The organism is Sphingobacterium sp. HMA12, assembly GCF_002933815.1.
In the GTDB taxonomy this organism is placed as follows: domain Bacteria; phylum Bacteroidota; class Bacteroidia; order Sphingobacteriales; family Sphingobacteriaceae; genus Sphingobacterium.
The window spans coordinates 1,881,921-1,900,854 of record NZ_BEYR01000001.1 but is presented as its reverse complement, the minus strand read 5'-3'; the positions used below and the strand labels follow the sequence as shown (position 1 = coordinate 1,900,854).

Annotated in this window: 12 protein-coding genes; all 12 read left to right on the top strand. The window is 42.1% G+C overall.

Going from position 1 to position 18,934, the window contains the following annotated elements; all coding sequences use genetic code 11:
* The 12 genes from HMAT_RS08205 (at position 1) to HMAT_RS08155 (ending at position 18,930) form a co-directional block, all read left to right on the top strand.
* Positions 1-2,856 (top strand): SusC/RagA family TonB-linked outer membrane protein, encoded by a 2,856-nt coding sequence (locus tag HMAT_RS08205; protein ID WP_104382257.1) that lies wholly within the window; start codon positions 1-3, stop codon positions 2,854-2,856.
* 11 nt (positions 2,857-2,867) lie between these two features.
* Positions 2,868-4,589, top strand: a complete 1,722-nt coding sequence (locus tag HMAT_RS08200; protein WP_104382256.1) for a RagB/SusD family nutrient uptake outer membrane protein — start codon at positions 2,868-2,870, stop codon at positions 4,587-4,589.
* Between the two features lie 187 nt (positions 4,590-4,776).
* Complete coding sequence (locus HMAT_RS08195; protein WP_104382255.1) at positions 4,777-6,099, top strand: DUF1735 domain-containing protein; 1,323 nt, start codon at positions 4,777-4,779, stop codon at positions 6,097-6,099.
* Between the two features lie 27 nt (positions 6,100-6,126).
* Positions 6,127-7,404, top strand: coding sequence for a glycoside hydrolase family 26 protein (locus tag HMAT_RS08190; protein WP_104382254.1), 1,278 nt, complete (start codon positions 6,127-6,129; stop codon positions 7,402-7,404).
* 400 nt (positions 7,405-7,804) lie between these two features.
* Entirely contained in the window at positions 7,805-7,960 is a 156-nt protein-coding gene (locus HMAT_RS08185; RefSeq protein WP_158655673.1) for a transposase, read from the top strand.
* Between the two features lie 485 nt (positions 7,961-8,445).
* On the top strand, positions 8,446-8,589 hold the full coding sequence (locus HMAT_RS27725; protein WP_104382252.1) for an integrase core domain-containing protein: 144 nt from the start codon (positions 8,446-8,448) through the stop codon (positions 8,587-8,589).
* A gap of 121 nt (positions 8,590-8,710) precedes the next feature.
* Positions 8,711-8,848 carry a hypothetical protein gene (locus HMAT_RS27720; RefSeq protein ID WP_371412043.1) on the top strand — a complete coding sequence of 46 codons (138 nt, stop codon included), beginning with the start codon at positions 8,711-8,713 and terminating at the stop codon, positions 8,846-8,848.
* Complete coding sequence (locus HMAT_RS08175; RefSeq protein WP_104382251.1) at positions 8,836-9,198, top strand: hypothetical protein; 363 nt, start codon at positions 8,836-8,838, stop codon at positions 9,196-9,198. Before HMAT_RS27720 ends, HMAT_RS08175 begins: the two co-directional genes overlap by 13 nt.
* 341 nt (positions 9,199-9,539) lie before the next feature.
* Complete coding sequence (locus tag HMAT_RS08170; protein WP_104382250.1) at positions 9,540-10,406, top strand: collagen-like protein; 867 nt, start codon at positions 9,540-9,542, stop codon at positions 10,404-10,406.
* A gap of 161 nt (positions 10,407-10,567) precedes the next feature.
* Positions 10,568-11,302: a LytTR family DNA-binding domain-containing protein gene (locus tag HMAT_RS08165; RefSeq protein WP_104382249.1), complete on the top strand. Its 735-nt coding sequence runs from the start codon at positions 10,568-10,570 to the stop codon at positions 11,300-11,302.
* Between the two features lie 9 nt (positions 11,303-11,311).
* Complete coding sequence (locus HMAT_RS08160) at positions 11,312-14,479, top strand: histidine kinase (protein ID WP_104382248.1); 3,168 nt, start codon at positions 11,312-11,314, stop codon at positions 14,477-14,479.
* 464 nt (positions 14,480-14,943) lie between these two features.
* Complete coding sequence (locus HMAT_RS08155; RefSeq protein WP_104382247.1) at positions 14,944-18,930, top strand: LamG-like jellyroll fold domain-containing protein; 3,987 nt, start codon at positions 14,944-14,946, stop codon at positions 18,928-18,930.
* The last annotated feature ends 4 nt before the right edge of the window (positions 18,931-18,934 follow it).

Here is an 18,934-nt window from a genome sequence, read left to right as displayed (position 1 = left end):
ATGAATACCTATTCAATGATAAAAAAGGCTACCGCCTTACTTTTTGCCGTTTGGTCGGGAAGCACATCGCTGAAGGCGCAGCAGCCGGGCGAATGGATTGCTCCGGATTCTACCGACAGCCAAAAGGTGAAAAATTATGGCACAGTACGTGGACAGGAACTGGAAAAGATACCTGTGTCGAATTTGACCAATACCCTATATGGACGTCTGAACGGGCTGATGGTATCGCAAACCAATGGACAGCCGGGTTATGATCAGGCAACACTACTGATGCGGGGAAGGGCAACGTACGATCAGGCTGCCCTGGTCTGTTACGTAGATGGCTTCCAGGTGGATATGTCTTTCTATTTTCAATACCTTGCAGCAGGTGAGATTGCAAGTGTGACAATCTTGAAAGATCCTGTCAGCTTAGCTACATTTGGCATGAAAGGCGCTAATGGCGTGTTGTGGGTGACGACAAAACGGGCCAATACCGATACCTTCCGTATTGATGCCCAGGTAGTGTCTGGCATTCAGCAGGCCGTAAAGATCAGAAAGCCTTACGACGCTTATCAGTACGCCAATCTATACAATCAGGCGATCAGTAACGATGCCTATGCGCTCAATGGCAACCGCTTTCAATGGTCTCCGACCTACAGCGATGAAGCCCTGCAGCAGTACAAAGATGGAGCCGGGACCAATGTGGACTGGCTCAACGAGTCGCTGCGGGATAACGGCCGTTATACCAATACCTATGTCAATATGCAGGGGGGAATGAAGGAGGTGGCTAAATATAACCTCTACCTGGATTATATGGATCAAACGGGCCTCTTCAATATTCCAAGTGGGGCTGAAGCTAGCCGAAATACAGGCCTTAAAAGGTACAACCTACGCTCCAATGTGGACCTGAAATTCTTTAAAATCTTTACAGGAAAGATTGATCTGGGCGGGCGTATCGAAAGTTATAGCCAGCCCTTTAGCAACAATACCTACGACAATGCACAGAATTTTTGGAAGCGGCTGACGACTTACCCCAATAATATTTATCCCGTGCGCGATGCGCTGACAGGACAATGGTCGGGTAATGCACTTTATCCAAACAATCCGGTTGCGGAACTGAATGCCTTGGGCATGTATGCCTCGCATGACCGTACATTACAAGGGAACTTTAGCCTACGGGAAGATCTGAGCTTCCTTACAGAAGGCTTGTACCTTGAACAGGCGGTTTCTTTTAACACCTGGTCGCGTGTGATCCAGAATAAGACTGCCACTTATGCCCGTTTTTACGAAGGTAAACAAGCGACCGCCGATCAGAATACACCGATTGTTTTCGGAAGCAATACCCCTTATGGGCAGTTGACCTGGCGGCAGTCCAACCTTTCTGCTGGATACAAACGGCAGTTTGGAAAACATCGGATCAACGCCGTCGTCAATTACTATGCAAGCGATATGATCCCCGATGCAAATGAGGATGCTGCAAAGATAGCCTACCATTACCAGCAGTTTTCTGGAAGGGCATCTTATGCTTATCAAGATAAATATTTCGCTGAACTCGGCTGGGGATACAGCGGATCGGATTCTTATGCACCGGGACATCGCTGGAAATTGTATCCTGCGGCTTCTTTGAGCTGGGTGTTATCGGAAGAGGATTTCCTCAAGGACAATCCGGTCATCAATTATGCCAAGCTGCGCTTAGCAGCGGGAAAGACTGGTAACGACCAGACACTGCAGGGTAGATACCTTTATCAACAGTATTATCGTTTCCTTCCTGGCAGTGTAACTGGCAACAATAGTCTGTCGTTCAACGGCGGACTGGGGTTGGGACGGCTGGCTACGCCGGATATTACCGCTGAGCAAAGCATGAAATACGAATTGGGACTGGATCTGCGTCTGGTCAAAAATGTCGATTTTCAAGCGACTTGGTTTAGCGATCGGAGATCGGGCATTATCACACGAAACAACCTCGTGGCGGGCTACCTGGGCTATACTGGCGCAGATATGTTGCCGCTTCAGAATATTGGCAAAGTGAACAATCAAGGTGTTGAACTGGGGCTTAGCTATCAGGAGCAGATCGGGGCGCTGCAGCTGAACCTAGGCGTGATGGCGACCTATGCGAAAAACAAGATCGTTTATCAGGCCGAGATACCCAATAAAAATGCTTTCTCTAACATGACCGGGCGTGCTATCGGTACACCAATAGGGCTGGTGGCAGACGGATTTTACCAGTTTGAGGATTTCAATGCCGACGGAAGCTTGAAAGATGGACTTGCCAAACCGGGCTTTGGTCCGGTGCAGCCGGGGGATCTGAAATATAAAGATTTGGATCAGGACGGACTGGTCGATCAGAGCGACGTAACAGCTATTGGCAAGCCGACCTATCCCAAATGGTATTATGCACTCAACATTGGCCTAGCTTATAAGGGAATTGATCTGTCTGCTTTATTTCAGGGGGCAGCGGGTATGGATATTAACCTATTGGGTGCAACCTATAATCAGGTGGTTCCTTTTGTGGGAAATACAACGATTTATCCCATTGCCGGAAACGCTTGGGCTTATTATCCAACGGAAGGCATTGATACACGAAACAGCGCAACTTTTCCGCGGTTAACGATGCAGAGCAATGCGAACAACTATACCAATTCAACCTTTTGGATGAAAAATGCTGACTTTCTCAAATTAAGATCCTTACAGGTGGGATATACCCTACCGTCAGCTTTGTCGAAAAAAATGCAGCTGCAAAAGTTCAGGGTATTTCTTACCGCTGTCAATCCGTTTGTCTGGTCTTCATTCTACCGAAAATACAAAATGGACCCGGAGACACCTGCGGGCTATCCGGCGCTGAAATCTTATAATCTAGGCATTTCGTTTACTTTTTAATTGTTTATCCTATGTATTTACCTGATCATATAACCACCAAAATAGCGATTGCGATAGCAGCGCTTAGTCTCTCAGGCTGTGGGAAGTCATTTTTGGATACGCGTCTCGACACGCAGCCTACAGAGCATAATATCGATGGCAACTACACCAGCCTGATGCAGCTGGCCAATACGCCCTATGCTTATCTGTCCCAGCGCAACGAATTTGCGGCCTTGGACGGAAATCTTTTTGCTGCGGCTACCGATGAAGCTCAGCAGACCAATACTATAGGAGATGTTTACCTGTTTAATAACGGCAACTGGGGTGCGTTTAATAACCCCGACGATCGCTACAATATGTATTATTCGGGCATTTATGCAGCAAATTATTTTTTGGAATATCTCGACAAAAAAGGGGGCGATTACAAATCCCTATTGGCAGTAAATCGTGATACCATCACGCAGGAGTCACGCACCAAGTATCTCAACGATGTCGCTTCCATGGGTTGGTCTATTGCTGAAGCACATGTGCTTCGGGCTTACTATTATTTTGAGCTGATCAAGCGTTATGGTGGTGTACCATTATTGACCAAAACGTTCAATGTGAATGAAAAGCCGGCTATTGCAGCTTCTTCGTTTCAGGAGGTCGTCGAATATATCGTGACGTCCGTCGATAACCATGTAAAAGACCTGCAGCCAAACTGGAAAACTTCGCAATTTACGAATCTGGATGGCCGCTTTAATCAGGGTGCTGCGCTTATGCTGAAAGCGCGTGTATTGCTTTATGCCGCCAGCCCACTGCATAATCCCGGTAATGATATTGCCAAATGGCAGCGTGCTGCAAAGGCTGCTGCGGAGGCACTGCAGTTTGCCGATCGCATGGATGATGCGGGCGGAAGAAACGCTCTTGACAATAACTACAGAAATTACTTTCTCGGTAACAATACGCTAAACAGTGCTGAAACAATTATGGCGATCCGTTACACGGCTAGCAACGATCTGGAACGTGCAAATTATCCGATTGCGACACCCGGCGGATTGAGTGGAGTCACACCAAGCGAGAATTTGGTGTCAGCCTACGAAAAGCTGGACAACTATTCAGCAAGTAACCCTTATGAAAATCGGGATCCGCGTATGGGCTATTCGGTCGTGGTCAATGGCAGCAACTGGAACAACCGTACAATCGATCAGACCGCTGGTGGATCGGACGATAGGAGACGGACCAACGCCAGTAGGACAGGGTATTACCTAAAAAAATTTGTAAACGACAATGTCAATCTGGTCAATAACGCAACCAATCCACACAACTGGCCGCTTTTTCGCTATGGCGATTTGCTGTTGATTTATGCGGAAGCGATGAATGAAGCCTATGGACCCGATCAGGCCAATGGCTGGGGGATTAGCGCCAGGGAGGCGATAAACAAACTGCGTGCTCGTCCGGGGGTCAATATGCCTGCTGTGCAGGTTAGCGGTAAAGCTGATTTGCGCACAGCAATCAAACATGAACGGCAGGTGGAGCTGGCCTTTGAAAATCACCGGTATTGGGATCTGATCCGTTGGGGCGATGCAGCCAACGTATTGAACAAACCGATCTATGGCGTTACGGTCACTAAAACAGCTTCTGGTGCGTTGGAATATGGGACGAGGCAGGTTCAAAATCGGGTTTTCATAGCGCCGAAAATGAATTTCTATCCTTTTCCGCAGGCTGAAATCCATATCACCGGTGGTGTACTGGCTCAGAACCCAGGCTGGTAAAGGCAATTGCGCAGGTGGATTTTGCAATTAGCGATACGTAAAAGCAGGCGCTAATTGGGAAAAAGAAGGGTGAAAATCGGCGATTAAATGTTGCCAGAACTTTCAAAGAAGATGAAGAAATAAAAAGAGGAGTGAAGCAAATCTTGGAAAATCAGGGTTGGAGTCACTTGTCATTAATGATGAACAGATGAAAATACTCAATCAAAAAAATAGCATATACGGGATGCTCATCGCCTGGGCTATGGCCCTGACATTTATGGCCTGTCAAAAGGATGATTCGGCTAAGGATTATGGCGATTCGCTCATTTATATGCCGCAGAGCGTTAATTTTTCCATGGGATCAAATGCGATCTATCCCGTTCCGGGATCATCCAATGGAATCAGCCCAACGGGAATGAACTATGTCGTTGATGAAAAAGCGAACAAAACAAAAATCATGTTAGGCGCTTCCTTGTCCGGGACTGCAAAAGGCGCCTATCGCGTGGATATTAAAGTTAATACAGATACCTTGGATCAACTTTTGAAACAGGGTACCCTTGGTCCAGATTACAAAGCGCTGCCTGTAACAAATTACAGCCTGCCCAAGCAATTGGATGTTCCGGAAAATGGATCTGCAAACTTTTATCTTGAGGTGGACAACAGTGTCATTACGGACCCGGCCAACTTTGGCAAACACTTGGTTGTGGCGGTGCAAATTGCCAATCCAAGCCGTTTTAGCCTGGATCAAAAACGAGCGACAACATTGGTAGATATCAATATTGCTGGTTTATTTCCATCGGCAAATACGACATCGGAGATCAATGTGACGCCAGGTGCAGTCATTACAATCTCCGGACAGAATCTCGACAAAGTCACGGCGCTGAAGTTTTCCAACAGTGAAACGGCGATCCCTATCCTTGAACAGTCTGCCAATAGTCTACAGGTAAAAGTGCCTGAGATGGATGGCATCTCGCGCTCAACGATCGACCTGATGACGCCATTTGGTACAACGAAAAGCACTTTTGAACTGGTCAACTTAAACCTCGCCTTTCAGGTGTTTACCGATGCCTATGGGGCAAATATTGGGGCTAATAAAGATGGTGATGATTATGGCTCTACCCAGTCGATATCCACCAGCGTTTCTAAGCGGGGAACTTCTTCGCTGGCCCTCAAATATGCAGCGAATAATTACTCCCCTGGAGGATTGGTCAATACGGTAGGCTTTGAAGATAAGGGGTACAATTATATTACTTTTTGGGCCAAAGGAACAACTTCTGGTGCTGGCAATGAAGGTATACAAATGGCCCTAATGGGTGACGGAATGCCTGATGGTTATGGAAACGACTTTGCAGGTGTTGGGATCATTGTGACAAAAGAATGGACATATTATAAAATTCCGATTGGTAAAGGTTCCGGTAAGCCGATGTGGAGCAAAGGCACGACTTTCCGAAAATTCGGCTGGCGATTGAATAACTGGAATGTTCCGCAGGACGAAACGATCTATTTTGATGACATTCTATTTGTAAAGTAAAAATTAACGTATAACAATTATATCATAATGATGGCTAAAAAATCATATTTATTGCTGATAACACTTTGTTTTTACCTGTGCTGCTGCTCGAAAAACAATGCGGAAATTATTAACGGAACTGCTGAGGTGCAGTCATTAGATGCAGCATTTATGCAAGTATCAAAAACTGCGGTTGCGGGTGCTACTTACCAGGCAGAAGTATATCTTCCCTATGCCGGTGGTAATGGGGCAGCCTTTGAAAATGGAACTTCCATCACTTCAACGGGTGTGTTGGGATTGACAGCAACTTTGCAGCCAGGGCGTTTGGAAAAAGGCTATGGCTCATTGCTGTATAAAATAAGTGGCGTACCGGCGCAAGCAGGTACAGCATCTTTTGTCCTATCTTTTGGTGGAAAATCGAGTGTTGTTGCGCTCGAAGTAAGTCAAAAAACCAATGCTAGCTTGCTTTACTGGGGATTCTTTGATGATTCAGGAACGCCGATGTCTTTCTACAACGGATTTGGCAAGAAACCGAGTATGGCCATGATGTTTAATGGCTGGACTGCGGATGGTAGTCGCGAATTTCCTTCGACATTTTGCCAGGAAGCTTCTGCGGCGGGCTATGTACCACATGTCACATGGGAGCCCATGATGGGCCTCGATGAACTGATGTCAGGAAAATACGATAATGACATCAAACGCTATGGCGAAGCGTTGGCCAAATTTGGTAAACCAGTGATCTTGCGTTTTGCACATGAATTTAATGGTGACTGGTACCCTTGGAGCATGCAGAATGATCAAGTTGTGCCCGTTGCTACGTATATCAAAGCCTTTCGCTATGTGCACGATAAGGTGCGAGCGGCAGGTGGTACAAATGCACGTTGGGTCTGGGCACCTAATAATGCCAATGGCAATAAAAATCCGCAAACGGTAGAATCTTACTATCCGGGGGATGACTATGTGGATTTGATCGGTATGGATGGTTACAATTTTGGTACCTCCCAAAGCTGGTCTTCTTGGCAGTCTTTTGCGCAGGTTTTCGGTCCACTTTATAATAAGTTAACGACGACGTTCCCCAACAAACCGATTTTTATCGCTGAAATGGGCTGTTCATCGACAGGTGGCGATAAAGGAGCATGGATCAACGATATGTTTGCCCAGCTGGAAACACAGTTTCCTAAAATAAGAAGTTTCGTATGGTTTAATATCAATAAAGAAACAGATTGGCGTTTTACCAATGGACAGGAGGCTATCAGTGCATTTAAAACAGGCTTGAGCAACCCGAGAGTTGGTATGGATCCGACATTGGGTGGAATAATTAGGTAATTAGGAGAATTTGTAATTAAAAAATGGGAAATTTACCCTTGCCTTTTAATACGATAAAATCGTAGTGGCAGCCATTAGTGGATATTTTAATTAATTGGTGTTCAAAAAAATTAGGCAGTTTATCCTTTAGGGGTAGGCTGCCTTATTTGAATTTTTCGCTTCTTTTGCGAATTTTTTATAATTGCAACGATTGAAGGCCTATCTTATTTAACAGATGTTGGATTGGATTAAGTCTGATTTAGTCCTTAAATTGTTGGGGTAGGAATGAGTCAAAAGGTAAATTTGGTGTTTTTACTTTTAGTCAAAATATCAATTGGTTTATAATTAATGAAATGATAAAACTGAAAAATAACCACATGGAATTACCTATTTTTCAGATGAATTAAAAATGTTGTATATTATGAAAAAGAGCAAGTTTTCAGAACATCAAATCGTCAATATTCTCAAAGAATATGAGTCAGGAAAGGCCACAAAGGATATCTGCAGAGAGCATGGGATCTCGCTGCTGCGTTCTATCAACGGAAGCAAAAAATACGGAGGTATGGATGCTGTATGAGTCGAAGTATGTGCTACTGTGACCACAAAAAGGATAATCAAATCGCTATTACAAAATTAATGGATATCGCATCTAGATATCCTACAAGAGGATTTGAAACCTACTTTGGGAAAATACGGATGGAGGTCTGTTGTGGGACAGAAAAAGGGTGCTTCGTGTATCGGAATATTAACTTAAAACTTAGAGTAAAACGCAAACGTCGTATTCCTTCTCGAGTTAAAAAAAAAAGTTAGCGATTCTCGGCGCAGTTAATGAAATCTGGTCATTCGATTTATCTTCGTTGCTACTTCGTGGTTATGAGCGAATCTTTAGCTAATGGGCGTAGATTCAGAGTACTGAATGTCATTGATTACTAAAATCTAGAGCCATTGATAAATGAGGCTTTCTATTCCATACCCGGTGTCATATTGGTGCAGAAATTAAAGGAACTATGTAATTTAGGCCCAAGCCCAAATGCATAATGGTCCAGAGTTTTTGTCTAAGGTATTTTTGAATTTTGTCACGATAACGGAATTGAGTTACAGTATATCCAGTCAGGAAAGCCTGTGCAAAATGCTTATATAGAACGAGTGAATCGGACATTTAGGGAAGTCGTACTAGACGCATACTTGTTTGGTTCAATGACATAAGTCAATGTATTAGCTTATGAGTGGCAAATTAACTATAATAGTAATCATCCACATAAATCACTAGACGGATTAAGTCCGTGGTTATATGTTAAGAATCCATTAATTTCTTAAAGTATATTTTATAGTTATTCATTGTTTAAAAAATGGTAAGTGTTCAGATACCGATGATAATTTTTATGAATTAGATATTTTCAAAGGTGATTTTTCTCCTTTGATACAGATTCCAGATGTATCAAAAAATTTAGGATGCGGTATTTAAATGAAGATGAAATTCAATCCAGATTGAGACTAGGAAAATCAGTGGAGCACTGGCTGGGTGATGTCCAGGAGGATGATTATACTATACTCAAATGGTTAAGTATTGATAAGGAAAGCAACGAAAGCTTTTCTATAGCCTATTGTGAATCTTTTGATGAGGGAAATGAAGATTTCTTGGACATATATGCTTTTTCATTGGTTGATCCTGATGCGCCTTTTGGCGTGATACATACTTTTTCTTCAATTGCTGATGCGTTAGAATTTGCAGAAGTGAACTACAAAGCTTCTCCTAATAAGTATACATCTGCAGGCATGATTCAGGAAGAGTATCGGGATTATATTAATCTTTAACCTTGAGTATTAAACATAAACAGGATTCCGCAAAGACAACGTCATATTGTCATCATTTAAAGTAAATCATTAAATATGAAAGTAGCAATTTGTCGTTTACGTCCAGATTCTCAGTCAGCCAAATAATCTCGTTGATATCTTCTTTGTATGGATCTACTCCAAAAAATTGTAAACTTTTCTCTTTTGTAAGCTTAGCGCTTGGGGAGCAGTTATTTTTCTTTCATTTCTTTACTAGATATTTAGGTTTATTCACTCATTGAAACTCCTGTTTCGCTCATTACTGATTTTTTGCAACTGAGCCAACAATATATTTGGATAAAGTTTAAAAACTAATTATTCAAATGAAAGTTTTAAAAAGCATGTTGATGGTCAGTCTAGGACTGGTTATCTTTTTCTCCTGCAAAGAGGGGGACACTGGACCGCAGGGAGCCATTGGCGAAAAAGGCGAGCAGGGGGCGAGGGGAATTCAGGGGGTAAAAGGTGATGACGGAGCAACAATTTTCTCTGGAGATGCGGTTCCTGTCGCTACGCTGGGGAAAGCTGGAGATTATTATATCCGTAAAACGACTTCCGAAATATATGGTCCCAAAACGGATGCCGGATGGGGTAAAGCAACTTCTTTTAAGGGAGCGACAGGTGCCAATGGAGCGGCGGGATCCAAAATCCTGAGCGGCACCCAAATTCCAGCGGTGTCGGTGGGTGCCGTGGGCGACTTCTATTTTAAGGTGGATAGCTATCAATTTTTTGGACCTAAAACTGCATCCGGATGGGGTACAGGGGTCAATCTGAGAGGAGCTACGGGTACTGCTAATGTACTCTACAGTGGTTGGCAAAGTGCTACAGGGACTAAAGATTCTACTATGGACGGTACGGCGGTCAGAATTGCCCATCTTGCTGCCAAAGGACTTTCCACAACCATATTGAATAGTGGAACCGTGATTGTTTATCTGGATTATGGAGGCGGAATTTACCAGCTGCCTTATACCTCAAGAGCTGGAGGGAGAATGAGTACAATTTCCCACCATCCGAAAGAGAATAGGATCATTGTTTACCGGTTTGTCTACGATGGTGGCAGTCTCTTGGCATTACCTAGTCAAATTATGTACCGTTATATAATTATTCCGGGCGGAACCATGGCAAGCCTTAAACGTAAGGGCGTGGACCTAAACGATGCGAATCAGGTTGAGGTGGCACTAAAATCGGAATAGAAATGCTAAAAAAGTGCTGATCTGAAAGGGTAAACTACTCGCTATCTTTTTAACATAGATGTCGGGAATGGAGCGAAGTTGCAATAGCATGCTGAATATATCGTATATTTAAGATAACTATTTGATTGTTTTCGAAGGTGTCAATGTAAAAGGAATAAATTATGATAAAGGCAGTCATTATTGATGATGAACTGAAAGGTGCCACTTTACTCCAGCATAAACTCAGCGCTTTTGCCGATAGGCTTGTCGTCGAACGGATATTTAACGATCCCTTTGCTGCGCTACAAGTCCTTCCATCCATTAGCCCGGATATCGTTTTCCTGGATGTCGAAATGCCGCTGATGGATGGATTTAAGTTTTTGGAAAATCTCGGAAACATCGATTTCGAGGTCATTTTTGTTACGGCCTATAATGTATATGCCATTGAGGCTCTGCGCGCCGATGCTTTGGATTATCTGCTCAAACCTGTGGATACTGATGAACTAACGGCTGCAATTGAAAAATTATCCAAACGGATTGAATGGAAAAAACAGCGCCGGAAACAGGGAATTCCTATGGGAAGCACCTGCGCATCGCGGTTGGCCCTGTCTACTTCAGAAGGTATTTATTTTGTAAGGAAAGATGAAATTGTCAAAATCGAAGCGATGAGTAACTACTCGGTGTTCTATTTTTCTGCGGGTAACAAGATCATTGTTTCCAGGACACTGAAAGAGTTTGAAGGATTGCTGGATGGTGATTGTTTTTTGCGAATCAACCGGAGCACGATCGTTAATCTTAGCTGTGTGATTCGCTATAAGAAAGGGGAAGGAGGGACTTTACAGCTTGTGGACGGATCAGAGCTAGAGGTTTCTCCCACCAAAAAAAGTCTGCTTATGGAATTGCTATCCCGTACTTAAGCTGCAGTTATGGCTAACGTAAAGTTATTGATTCGGTTATTTGTCGTTGTGATGTTTACCTTATCACGGGGGCTGGCACAGGAACGGATTTATAACTTTCTTCATTTTACCAGTCGTGAGGGACTCCCCAGTGACAAAATCAGAGATGCCGCTGTCGATGAAAAAGGATTCGTATGGATCACAACAGGAAAAGGTCTGTGCTATTTTGATGGGAATACCTTTTTCCCTGTTAGTTTTACACAACATTCAGATTTTTCGTATGATCTGGGAAATCTCAGCATAGGTAGTAATAATAAGATCTGGGTTGCGAGCTATAACCGGGGCTTAATATGTTATGATCGGTCCAAACCCCAGCATGAGGCCTGGACTAGCTATAGTGCCAAAGCGGCTGGCGGAGATGTTGAGAAACATGAACTTTATGCTGTTCATGAGTCAGCAGGTAAGGTGTTTTTTGGTGGGCAAGAAACAGACCTGCAGATTCTGGATCCGGTATCGGGACGCATATCAGCCGTAAAACTAACACCGGCAGCCTATGTAACTATTTTCCGCATCCAAGAAGATCGGCATGGGATTCTGTGGATAGGTACGCGCTATCATGGTCTATTTTCTTACGAACCCAATTCTGGGAAGACAGTTCATTATGATCTGTCGAACAAGGGTGAAAATGCGGTTACGGGAATCTGTATGGCAGGGGAGCAGGTTTTTGCTGCCTATTATAATCATGATCTGATACGGTTATTGCCTCAAAAAAAGCGGGTTGAACAGCGAAATATTCTTGGTATTGGTCCTAATGTTGCACATTATGATAACAATATCGCTGATGTCTCCTTTTTCTCGGAAGAGCATAAAATATTAGCAGCCCATAGTGGGGGCAAGCTGTACAGTTATGACCTATATCATAAGGAGGTGGTTGAGATACCGTGGAAGAGAGCTGTTCCAGAGGGATCTGCTGTTAAAATTAACCGTATTGTATCCATAGATGGAGGATATTTTATATGTTCAGATCATGGTCTATTTTATTATTCGAAAAAGTTAAATTTAATTAAAGACCTCATACCTGTTAAAACTGACCCTATCCAGCATATCTTAAAAGTAGGTGACAAGAAGTGGTATATCTCCAAGGCTCAGATCGGTGAATTGTCTCCAGATTTTCAGCTACGTTTATCAGCTTTCTCCCTGAATAACCTTAAGGTCAGCCAACTTACGGCTATAGGGATTTATATTTATATCTCGACCGTAGACAGCGGGATTTATGTTTTTGATACGGTGAGTAAAGAGCTTAGGGCATTAAAAATTGCAGGAAACTCTTTTGGTCTTGAACGAGCCGACTGCAATAGTGTGATTTGGGATTCAGTCAATGGAAGAGATATCCTATGGATCGGCTCCTGGAATTCGGGACTATATCAATATGATCTTTCTACGAATAGGGTTGTATTGTACAATAAAGATAATGGTCTTATTGACCATAAAGTAATCACATTAGGAAAGGATATTTCTGGTTCTCTATGGCTGGGTATGGATGGCTTCGGTGCAGTTAAAGTAGTGGATAAGGTAAATATGAAGTTTATTAATTTCAAGCATCAGCGGCAGTCTGGAGAAAGTCTTGCTGCCAATACCGTGTTTTCCTTTCTTTTGGATATTGATCGCCGCTTTTGGTACAGCAGTAGCCAGCAAGGTATTGGGATGATTGTTGAACAGTCAGGGAAAACACGTTTCCTACAGGCTAATGACCGTAATCGTTTCCCCTTGTTTTATGCCCATACCCTAAAAAATGATGCAAAAGGACGAATCTGGATGAACACTCGAGATGGAGTAATGATTTTTGATCCAAAGTTCAAAACGTTTTTACAATTGGAAGCAGGTCAAGGCATATTCCCACCCGAGCGATTTTCGACCCATAATTTTTATTTTGATTCAGATGTATTGGTTTGGCTGACGGATAAAGGTCTGATCAAAGGGCCGATGGCTGAGATTGGAAATAAAACCGAAAATATAGCCCCCGTTATAAGTGCGTTCAGGATATTGAACCGCGATAATACCTATCGGCTTGTAAATGGAAAGATTGTGCTCCAGCCTGATGAAAATACCTTTTCTTTTCAATTTGCTGTACCTGGCCAGCTTGCGGACAAGACTTTACGTTTTAGCTATAAACTAGAAGGGATTGATCGCGAATGGATTGATTCAGACGCAATTCAACAGGCGGTTTACAGCAATATTGCAGGCGGGGATTACCGTTTTGTTCTTCGGGTGGGAGACCGGGATGGAAATTGGTCGAAAGCGCAACTGGATATACCTGTGTCTGTAAAACTGTTGTGGTATCAAGGTTTATGGTTTAAAGTCGGTCTAGTGTCTTTTGTTTTTCTTGCAGTGGTACTGATTTTGATCTATCGACTGGCGCACCAGGAGAAAATTAATCGGATGGAGAAGGAATTTAGCCTGACTTTACAGCATGAGCTGAAACAAAATGAATGCAAGATCAGGGAGCAGAGCGAGATCCTGGAAATGGAAAAGGAAAAAAAATTGGCCTCTGAGTTCCGGCAACAATTATATGAAAGTGAACTGAAAGCTATTCGTTCGCAGATGAATCCACATTTTATTTTCAATATTTTGAATTCTATTGAGGCCTACGTAGTCGAAAATGATGCTGTACAGGCCAGCAAGCTGATTCAGAAATTCGCCACTTTGAGCCGTATCGTACTTGAGAATTCTCAATTCTCCAAGGTGACCATCGCTTCCGAACTTCAATTGGTCAAGCTGTATCTGGATCTGGAGCAAGAACGTTTCGATCATATATTTACCTATAGTATTCAGTCGGATGAGCGCTTAATCAAAAGCAATAAGAAGATTCCGTCGATGCTGATTCAGCCAATTGTCGAAAATGCCGTACATCATGGTATGAGGCATCTCCATGACAAAAAAGGCAAGATATTGATTCGGACAGCTTTAGAAGAAAAGGAAATTAGGATTGAAATTCTGGATAATGGTGTTGGTTTTGATCAGTTTCCTAAAACTGGAAATAGCAATTTCAAAAGTACCTCATTTGGTTTAAAAGGAGTACAAGAACGATTACGTATGCTCAGTAGTGATGAATCAGCAGAATCCGCTTCACTCACAATTGACAAAAAACCTGATGAGGAAGATTTTACTGTCAGGATTACGATCACGCTTCCTTTATAGCCAATTATCTCCTTATAGGCATTTTCTCGAAAGACATACTTATACATTTAAACTTTTAGTCGATTTTTAGAAGCGCCTCCGGCAACCTTCCTAAGTTTAATTGCCTTGGAAAGATTCTCTGTTTTCAATACCTAGCTTGTCTTCGTTGAATGATGTATGATATCGGACGGTTGCCCCACCTCTCAAGCACGGAGTGACGCGTATATATGGTTGTGGTTGATATAGATGTTGATAGATCTTGCTGACGAGTGCCGAGATCTTGCTGACGAGTTACAGGTAACAGGTTGAACAGCTGCTCCCTAATTGATTCTCCTTATTCACACTGAGTTTGCAGTCACTTACTCATTGATAGTCTGTAAAGGTTTTTTTTAAACTTAACTTTAATCTGATCGTTACAATATGTTGATTCTTTTCCGTCCACTAGAAGAGAGCGGAACCAATTCATTCTTTAAACTATAAAAATCATGGAAAAATTAATTGTATTAAAAACCACAGGAAATGCGGTATTTAATGATGTTGGCACTTCCTCTTCGTTAAAATTGAAAGGAGACATTCAGCTCACCCCCACAAATGGAGATTTTAAAGTTAACGGTGGATATTTAGATATGGATATGTTTGTTAATTCAAAAGAATTGCAATCATTTACCATAGAAGCGATGGTCAGCCCCAATTCGATAAATGGGAATAAGCAAATGCTTATAGAGTCTGATAATATACTGGTTTCAATTTACATTGATGAATCTGGATTTCTGACGGCAGATATAGAAACAACGGCGGAAAAGAGTCAATTAAAAAGTACACAGAAACTCGCTGAGGGAAGCCCTCAGATGGTTCGGTTATATCGGGATGAAAGTGGCGAAACGTATTTAGAGATAGATAATCAGGTCGTAGCAAGAAAAAAAATTATAGGTGAATTTAAAGATGCTTCATCTAGTGTATTTCGAGTGGGGGCTTCATTGAAAAGTGAAGATTCGACATTTAAGGGGACAATCGGTCAGATTAATGTGAGTGCCGGTGTATCCACATTAGCTTCCATACAACAAGATTTTAAGTATTCCAGAGAATTGGAGAAGACCTTATCCGAAGCATTAAAGGGTATTGTCATTCATGTAAATTATGAATCTTATGAGGCTAGGAAAAAACTACAACGTGTTAAACAGATTATGAATGCGGCGGGCGTAGAAAGTTTAAGTTCACTAGGAACAATGAAATTCACTTCAAATAGAACGATACAAAAGGGCAATATATGGATTCAACCTGGTTTTGTATTTAAGCCTATTGAACATTGGGCAACATTGGCTGTTGACCTGATCAAGGCTGATATGGCAACTAAACGTCGCTTGATGGCAACAGAACTGACCAATAAAAATAGCATAAACTATATAAAAATCTTGAAAGAGGGACCGCTGGACCAAAGAAAGGCAGGTTTTGGTAAGTTGAAGAAATTGAACAAAAAGCTGGCGAATGGCGAAGTAAAGGGAGCTAAGGAAAGCTTGAATATGTTCACTAAAAAAGATGGTCAGTTATTTGTTTATGATAAACAGCTATTTACAGAAAATCTAAAAGGAAATAAACCTCAAAACTGGCAGCAATTGGGAACCTTGGATTATCATTTTAACACCTTAAATATCATATCACAAAATGAAGCTATAATTATTGCTAAGAAATTGGATTTGACAAATTGTAGATTAGAAGTGTCTGCAGATGTAGATAAGCTTATAATTTTGGCCGAGGAAGTGATATGTGGTCCCAATGCAGAGATTTCATGGAGACGACCTGGAGGTTATACCCAAGGGCATGCTGATGATCCATATTTAGATGGGATCCCAAATCATAATACAGCACAACGTGAATTCAATCAAGATCAACGAAGTGGGTATGCTGGAGGTTATGGAGGGAAAGGAGCCGCTGGAATAGTTGGAGCAAATGGCAGAAAGGCACCATCCTTAGAAATGTGGGTTAAGAACATGACCAATTTACCAAATATAGATTTAAATGGAGAGGGTGGCATTACAGGAGGTATTGGTCAACGAGGAGGACGAGGAGGAAATGGGCAAGGAGGAAGTGTGGGTACATATTGGCCAATAATTAATGAATGTAAAAAAAATGCGGGAAATGGTGGTAGAGGTGGAAATGGTGGAAATGGCGGCGATGGTGGTCGCGGCGGTGATGGCGGAAATGGTGGCAATATCAGCATTGGTGTATTGCAGGGTACATTGGAAGGAACGGTTACCAACAACAGCTTTCGTTGGAAAAATCAAGGGGGACAGCCAGGCCAAGGAGGTGCAGGCGCATTGGGTGGCGATGGAGGATTGGGGGGGCGAAGTGGAAATGATAAAGATTATTGTCATAATGCGCGCAATGGCGATGTTGGTGCCAACGGACAACGCGGTTATGACGGACAAGCGGGCTATAATCATGGCTTAGATGGTGTTAATGAGTTTTTTCAGTTTTCTTTAGATGCTTGGAATGAACAGTTAACAAGACCTTTTATTACATCTGTTAGTACATATGAGGCTTTTCCAGGAGATACAATTGTGGTAAAAGGAAATACTTTTGCGAATTCAGATAAAGTTATTTTTGATGGTTCTATAGAATTACAGCATCATGTAAACGCTGATGGAAGTATGAATGTCGTTTTACCGTTGGATACTTCGGGAGGTTCTAAAGCATTATTTATACTTCGAGTAGTAGATAATTTTGAAAGCAACCGGGTAAATATTCGAATAAAACCGCAATTAGACGTATTTGCCGATCAGATGATGCCTGGCGTTTCAACAATATTGAGAGGTAGAGCATTTGTGCAGGGAGCATCGGTACTGATTAATAATCAAAGTATTGCAGCAGAAGTGGCAGCCTCTGGTAAAGAACTAACATTTACTATGATAGGTTTTCTTAATCAAGGGAATTCATCTGTAGTTTCAGTACAGGTCAGAAATCCAGATGGTATGCTTAGTAATGAACGCAGTGTCTCTCAAGCTGGAGTTTTAGAAATACCCTATCGCTTTGGCAAAAACAACCTATCATTCCATAATCCGAATATAGGAAAGCCAAGTTTTGATACGTTTAAAAAGACATTTGGTTCAAGTGAGGTATGGCATGAATCTTTCGACCCAATATTTGGCCATCCGATGTTAACAGCCGCTTTCTTTGTATTTTATACCTACTTTTTAAAAGGTAAAGGAGATGGAGGATTGGCAACGGGTTTCTGTACAGCCATGTCCGCTAAAGTTGCTGATAACCTTTGGACAAATAATGTGGATATTACAGGTATCCAGGAAGCAGACATCATAGAAGAACTAACCGCTATACATGGAAAGTTGTTAAGCAAAGAGTCTTTGATTCATTTTCATGATTGGGGTCGTACTTTCGCCGATAATGTAGATTATGCGATTCGTTCAATTGAGACAACTTTCCTTAGAGGCTGTGATCGCAATAATACGCCTTTATTGTTTTTTATACCAGCAGGTGAAGTGTGGGACAGCGGATATTTTGATAAACTTAGCGATTCTCATTGTTTATATCCTTATCGATTTGTATACCCCGCAGGTCATACTGGTCCTAAGCTTTCAGCAGATGCATTGAGTACCGTAAACAGCTTGGATGGTGTTAAATTATACTGCTATGATTGTAACAACGAAACCAATCCAGACTGCTTCTTAGAGTTTAGTACCGTAGATGGTAAATTAACCTATACCTACAATAAAAAGCCAGAATTTAGGCTAGACAAGCAGATTACGATAGGCATTATGTCCAACGGAGCCTTTACACTTGCTGATCATGATATGCCATTTAATGGTCCGTTTGGTGTATTGGGCTTTGCAATGGACTTTATGCTGAGTCCTGCAGATATTGAGATCACCGATGAGTTAGGTTTAAAAGCAGGGCATATCAATGGAAAGATTTATAGTGAAATTCCTGGTAGTCACCCATGTTACTTAGTGCCAGGGGCATATTTACTTCCGACAGGAAAGAACTTAACACGAAAGATTAGAGGAACAGCAAGCGGCACGTATACTTTCAATAGTATTATGCCTAACGGTGCTATGATAAAATTGGAAAATATAAAAACTAACATAGGAGAGGTGGATACCATACTAGTAACTGCGGATAACTCACAAATGCGATTAACGACACAGCAAGATAAGGATATTGCTTTAACTATCAGTAGGATAGTAGATGAAGAGATTAGAGCGTTAACGATTAAGGGCTTATCTTTAGCAGCAAATTTAGATATGGATATTACCATCTCGCCGGATTTAAGTGTATGTAGAATAGGAAATCATCAAGCTGTAAACCACGTTTCAGTCATAGCAAGTGTAGCTAGAGAAAAGGACAACATAAAATCAACAAATACTCAAAGTATTCCATTGCAAGTAAATAGCGATTTGTTGGTTGCGTTTAATGATTGGAAAACTACAGATTTTCAATTGAACATGGTTCCTTTTTAAAATA

What these genes read in the sequence shown, in the direction of transcription:
- HMAT_RS08205 (WP_104382257.1), top strand. Translation starts at nt 1, where the DNA reads ATGAATACCTATTCAATGATAAAAAAGGCTACCGCCTTACTTTTTGCC.
- HMAT_RS08200 (WP_104382256.1), top strand. Translation starts at nt 2,868, where the DNA reads ATGTATTTACCTGATCATATAACCACCAAAATAGCGATTGCGATAGCA.
- HMAT_RS08195 (WP_104382255.1), top strand. Translation starts at nt 4,777, where the DNA reads ATGAAAATACTCAATCAAAAAAATAGCATATACGGGATGCTCATCGCC.
- HMAT_RS08190 (WP_104382254.1), top strand. Translation starts at nt 6,127, where the DNA reads ATGATGGCTAAAAAATCATATTTATTGCTGATAACACTTTGTTTTTAC.
- HMAT_RS08185 (WP_158655673.1), top strand. Translation starts at nt 7,805, where the DNA reads ATGAAAAAGAGCAAGTTTTCAGAACATCAAATCGTCAATATTCTCAAA.
- HMAT_RS08175 (WP_104382251.1), top strand. Translation starts at nt 8,836, where the DNA reads ATGCGGTATTTAAATGAAGATGAAATTCAATCCAGATTGAGACTAGGA.
- HMAT_RS08170 (WP_104382250.1), top strand. Translation starts at nt 9,540, where the DNA reads ATGAAAGTTTTAAAAAGCATGTTGATGGTCAGTCTAGGACTGGTTATC.
- HMAT_RS08165 (WP_104382249.1), top strand. Translation starts at nt 10,568, where the DNA reads ATGATAAAGGCAGTCATTATTGATGATGAACTGAAAGGTGCCACTTTA.
- HMAT_RS08160 (WP_104382248.1), top strand. Translation starts at nt 11,312, where the DNA reads ATGGCTAACGTAAAGTTATTGATTCGGTTATTTGTCGTTGTGATGTTT.
- HMAT_RS08155 (WP_104382247.1), top strand. Translation starts at nt 14,944, where the DNA reads ATGGAAAAATTAATTGTATTAAAAACCACAGGAAATGCGGTATTTAAT.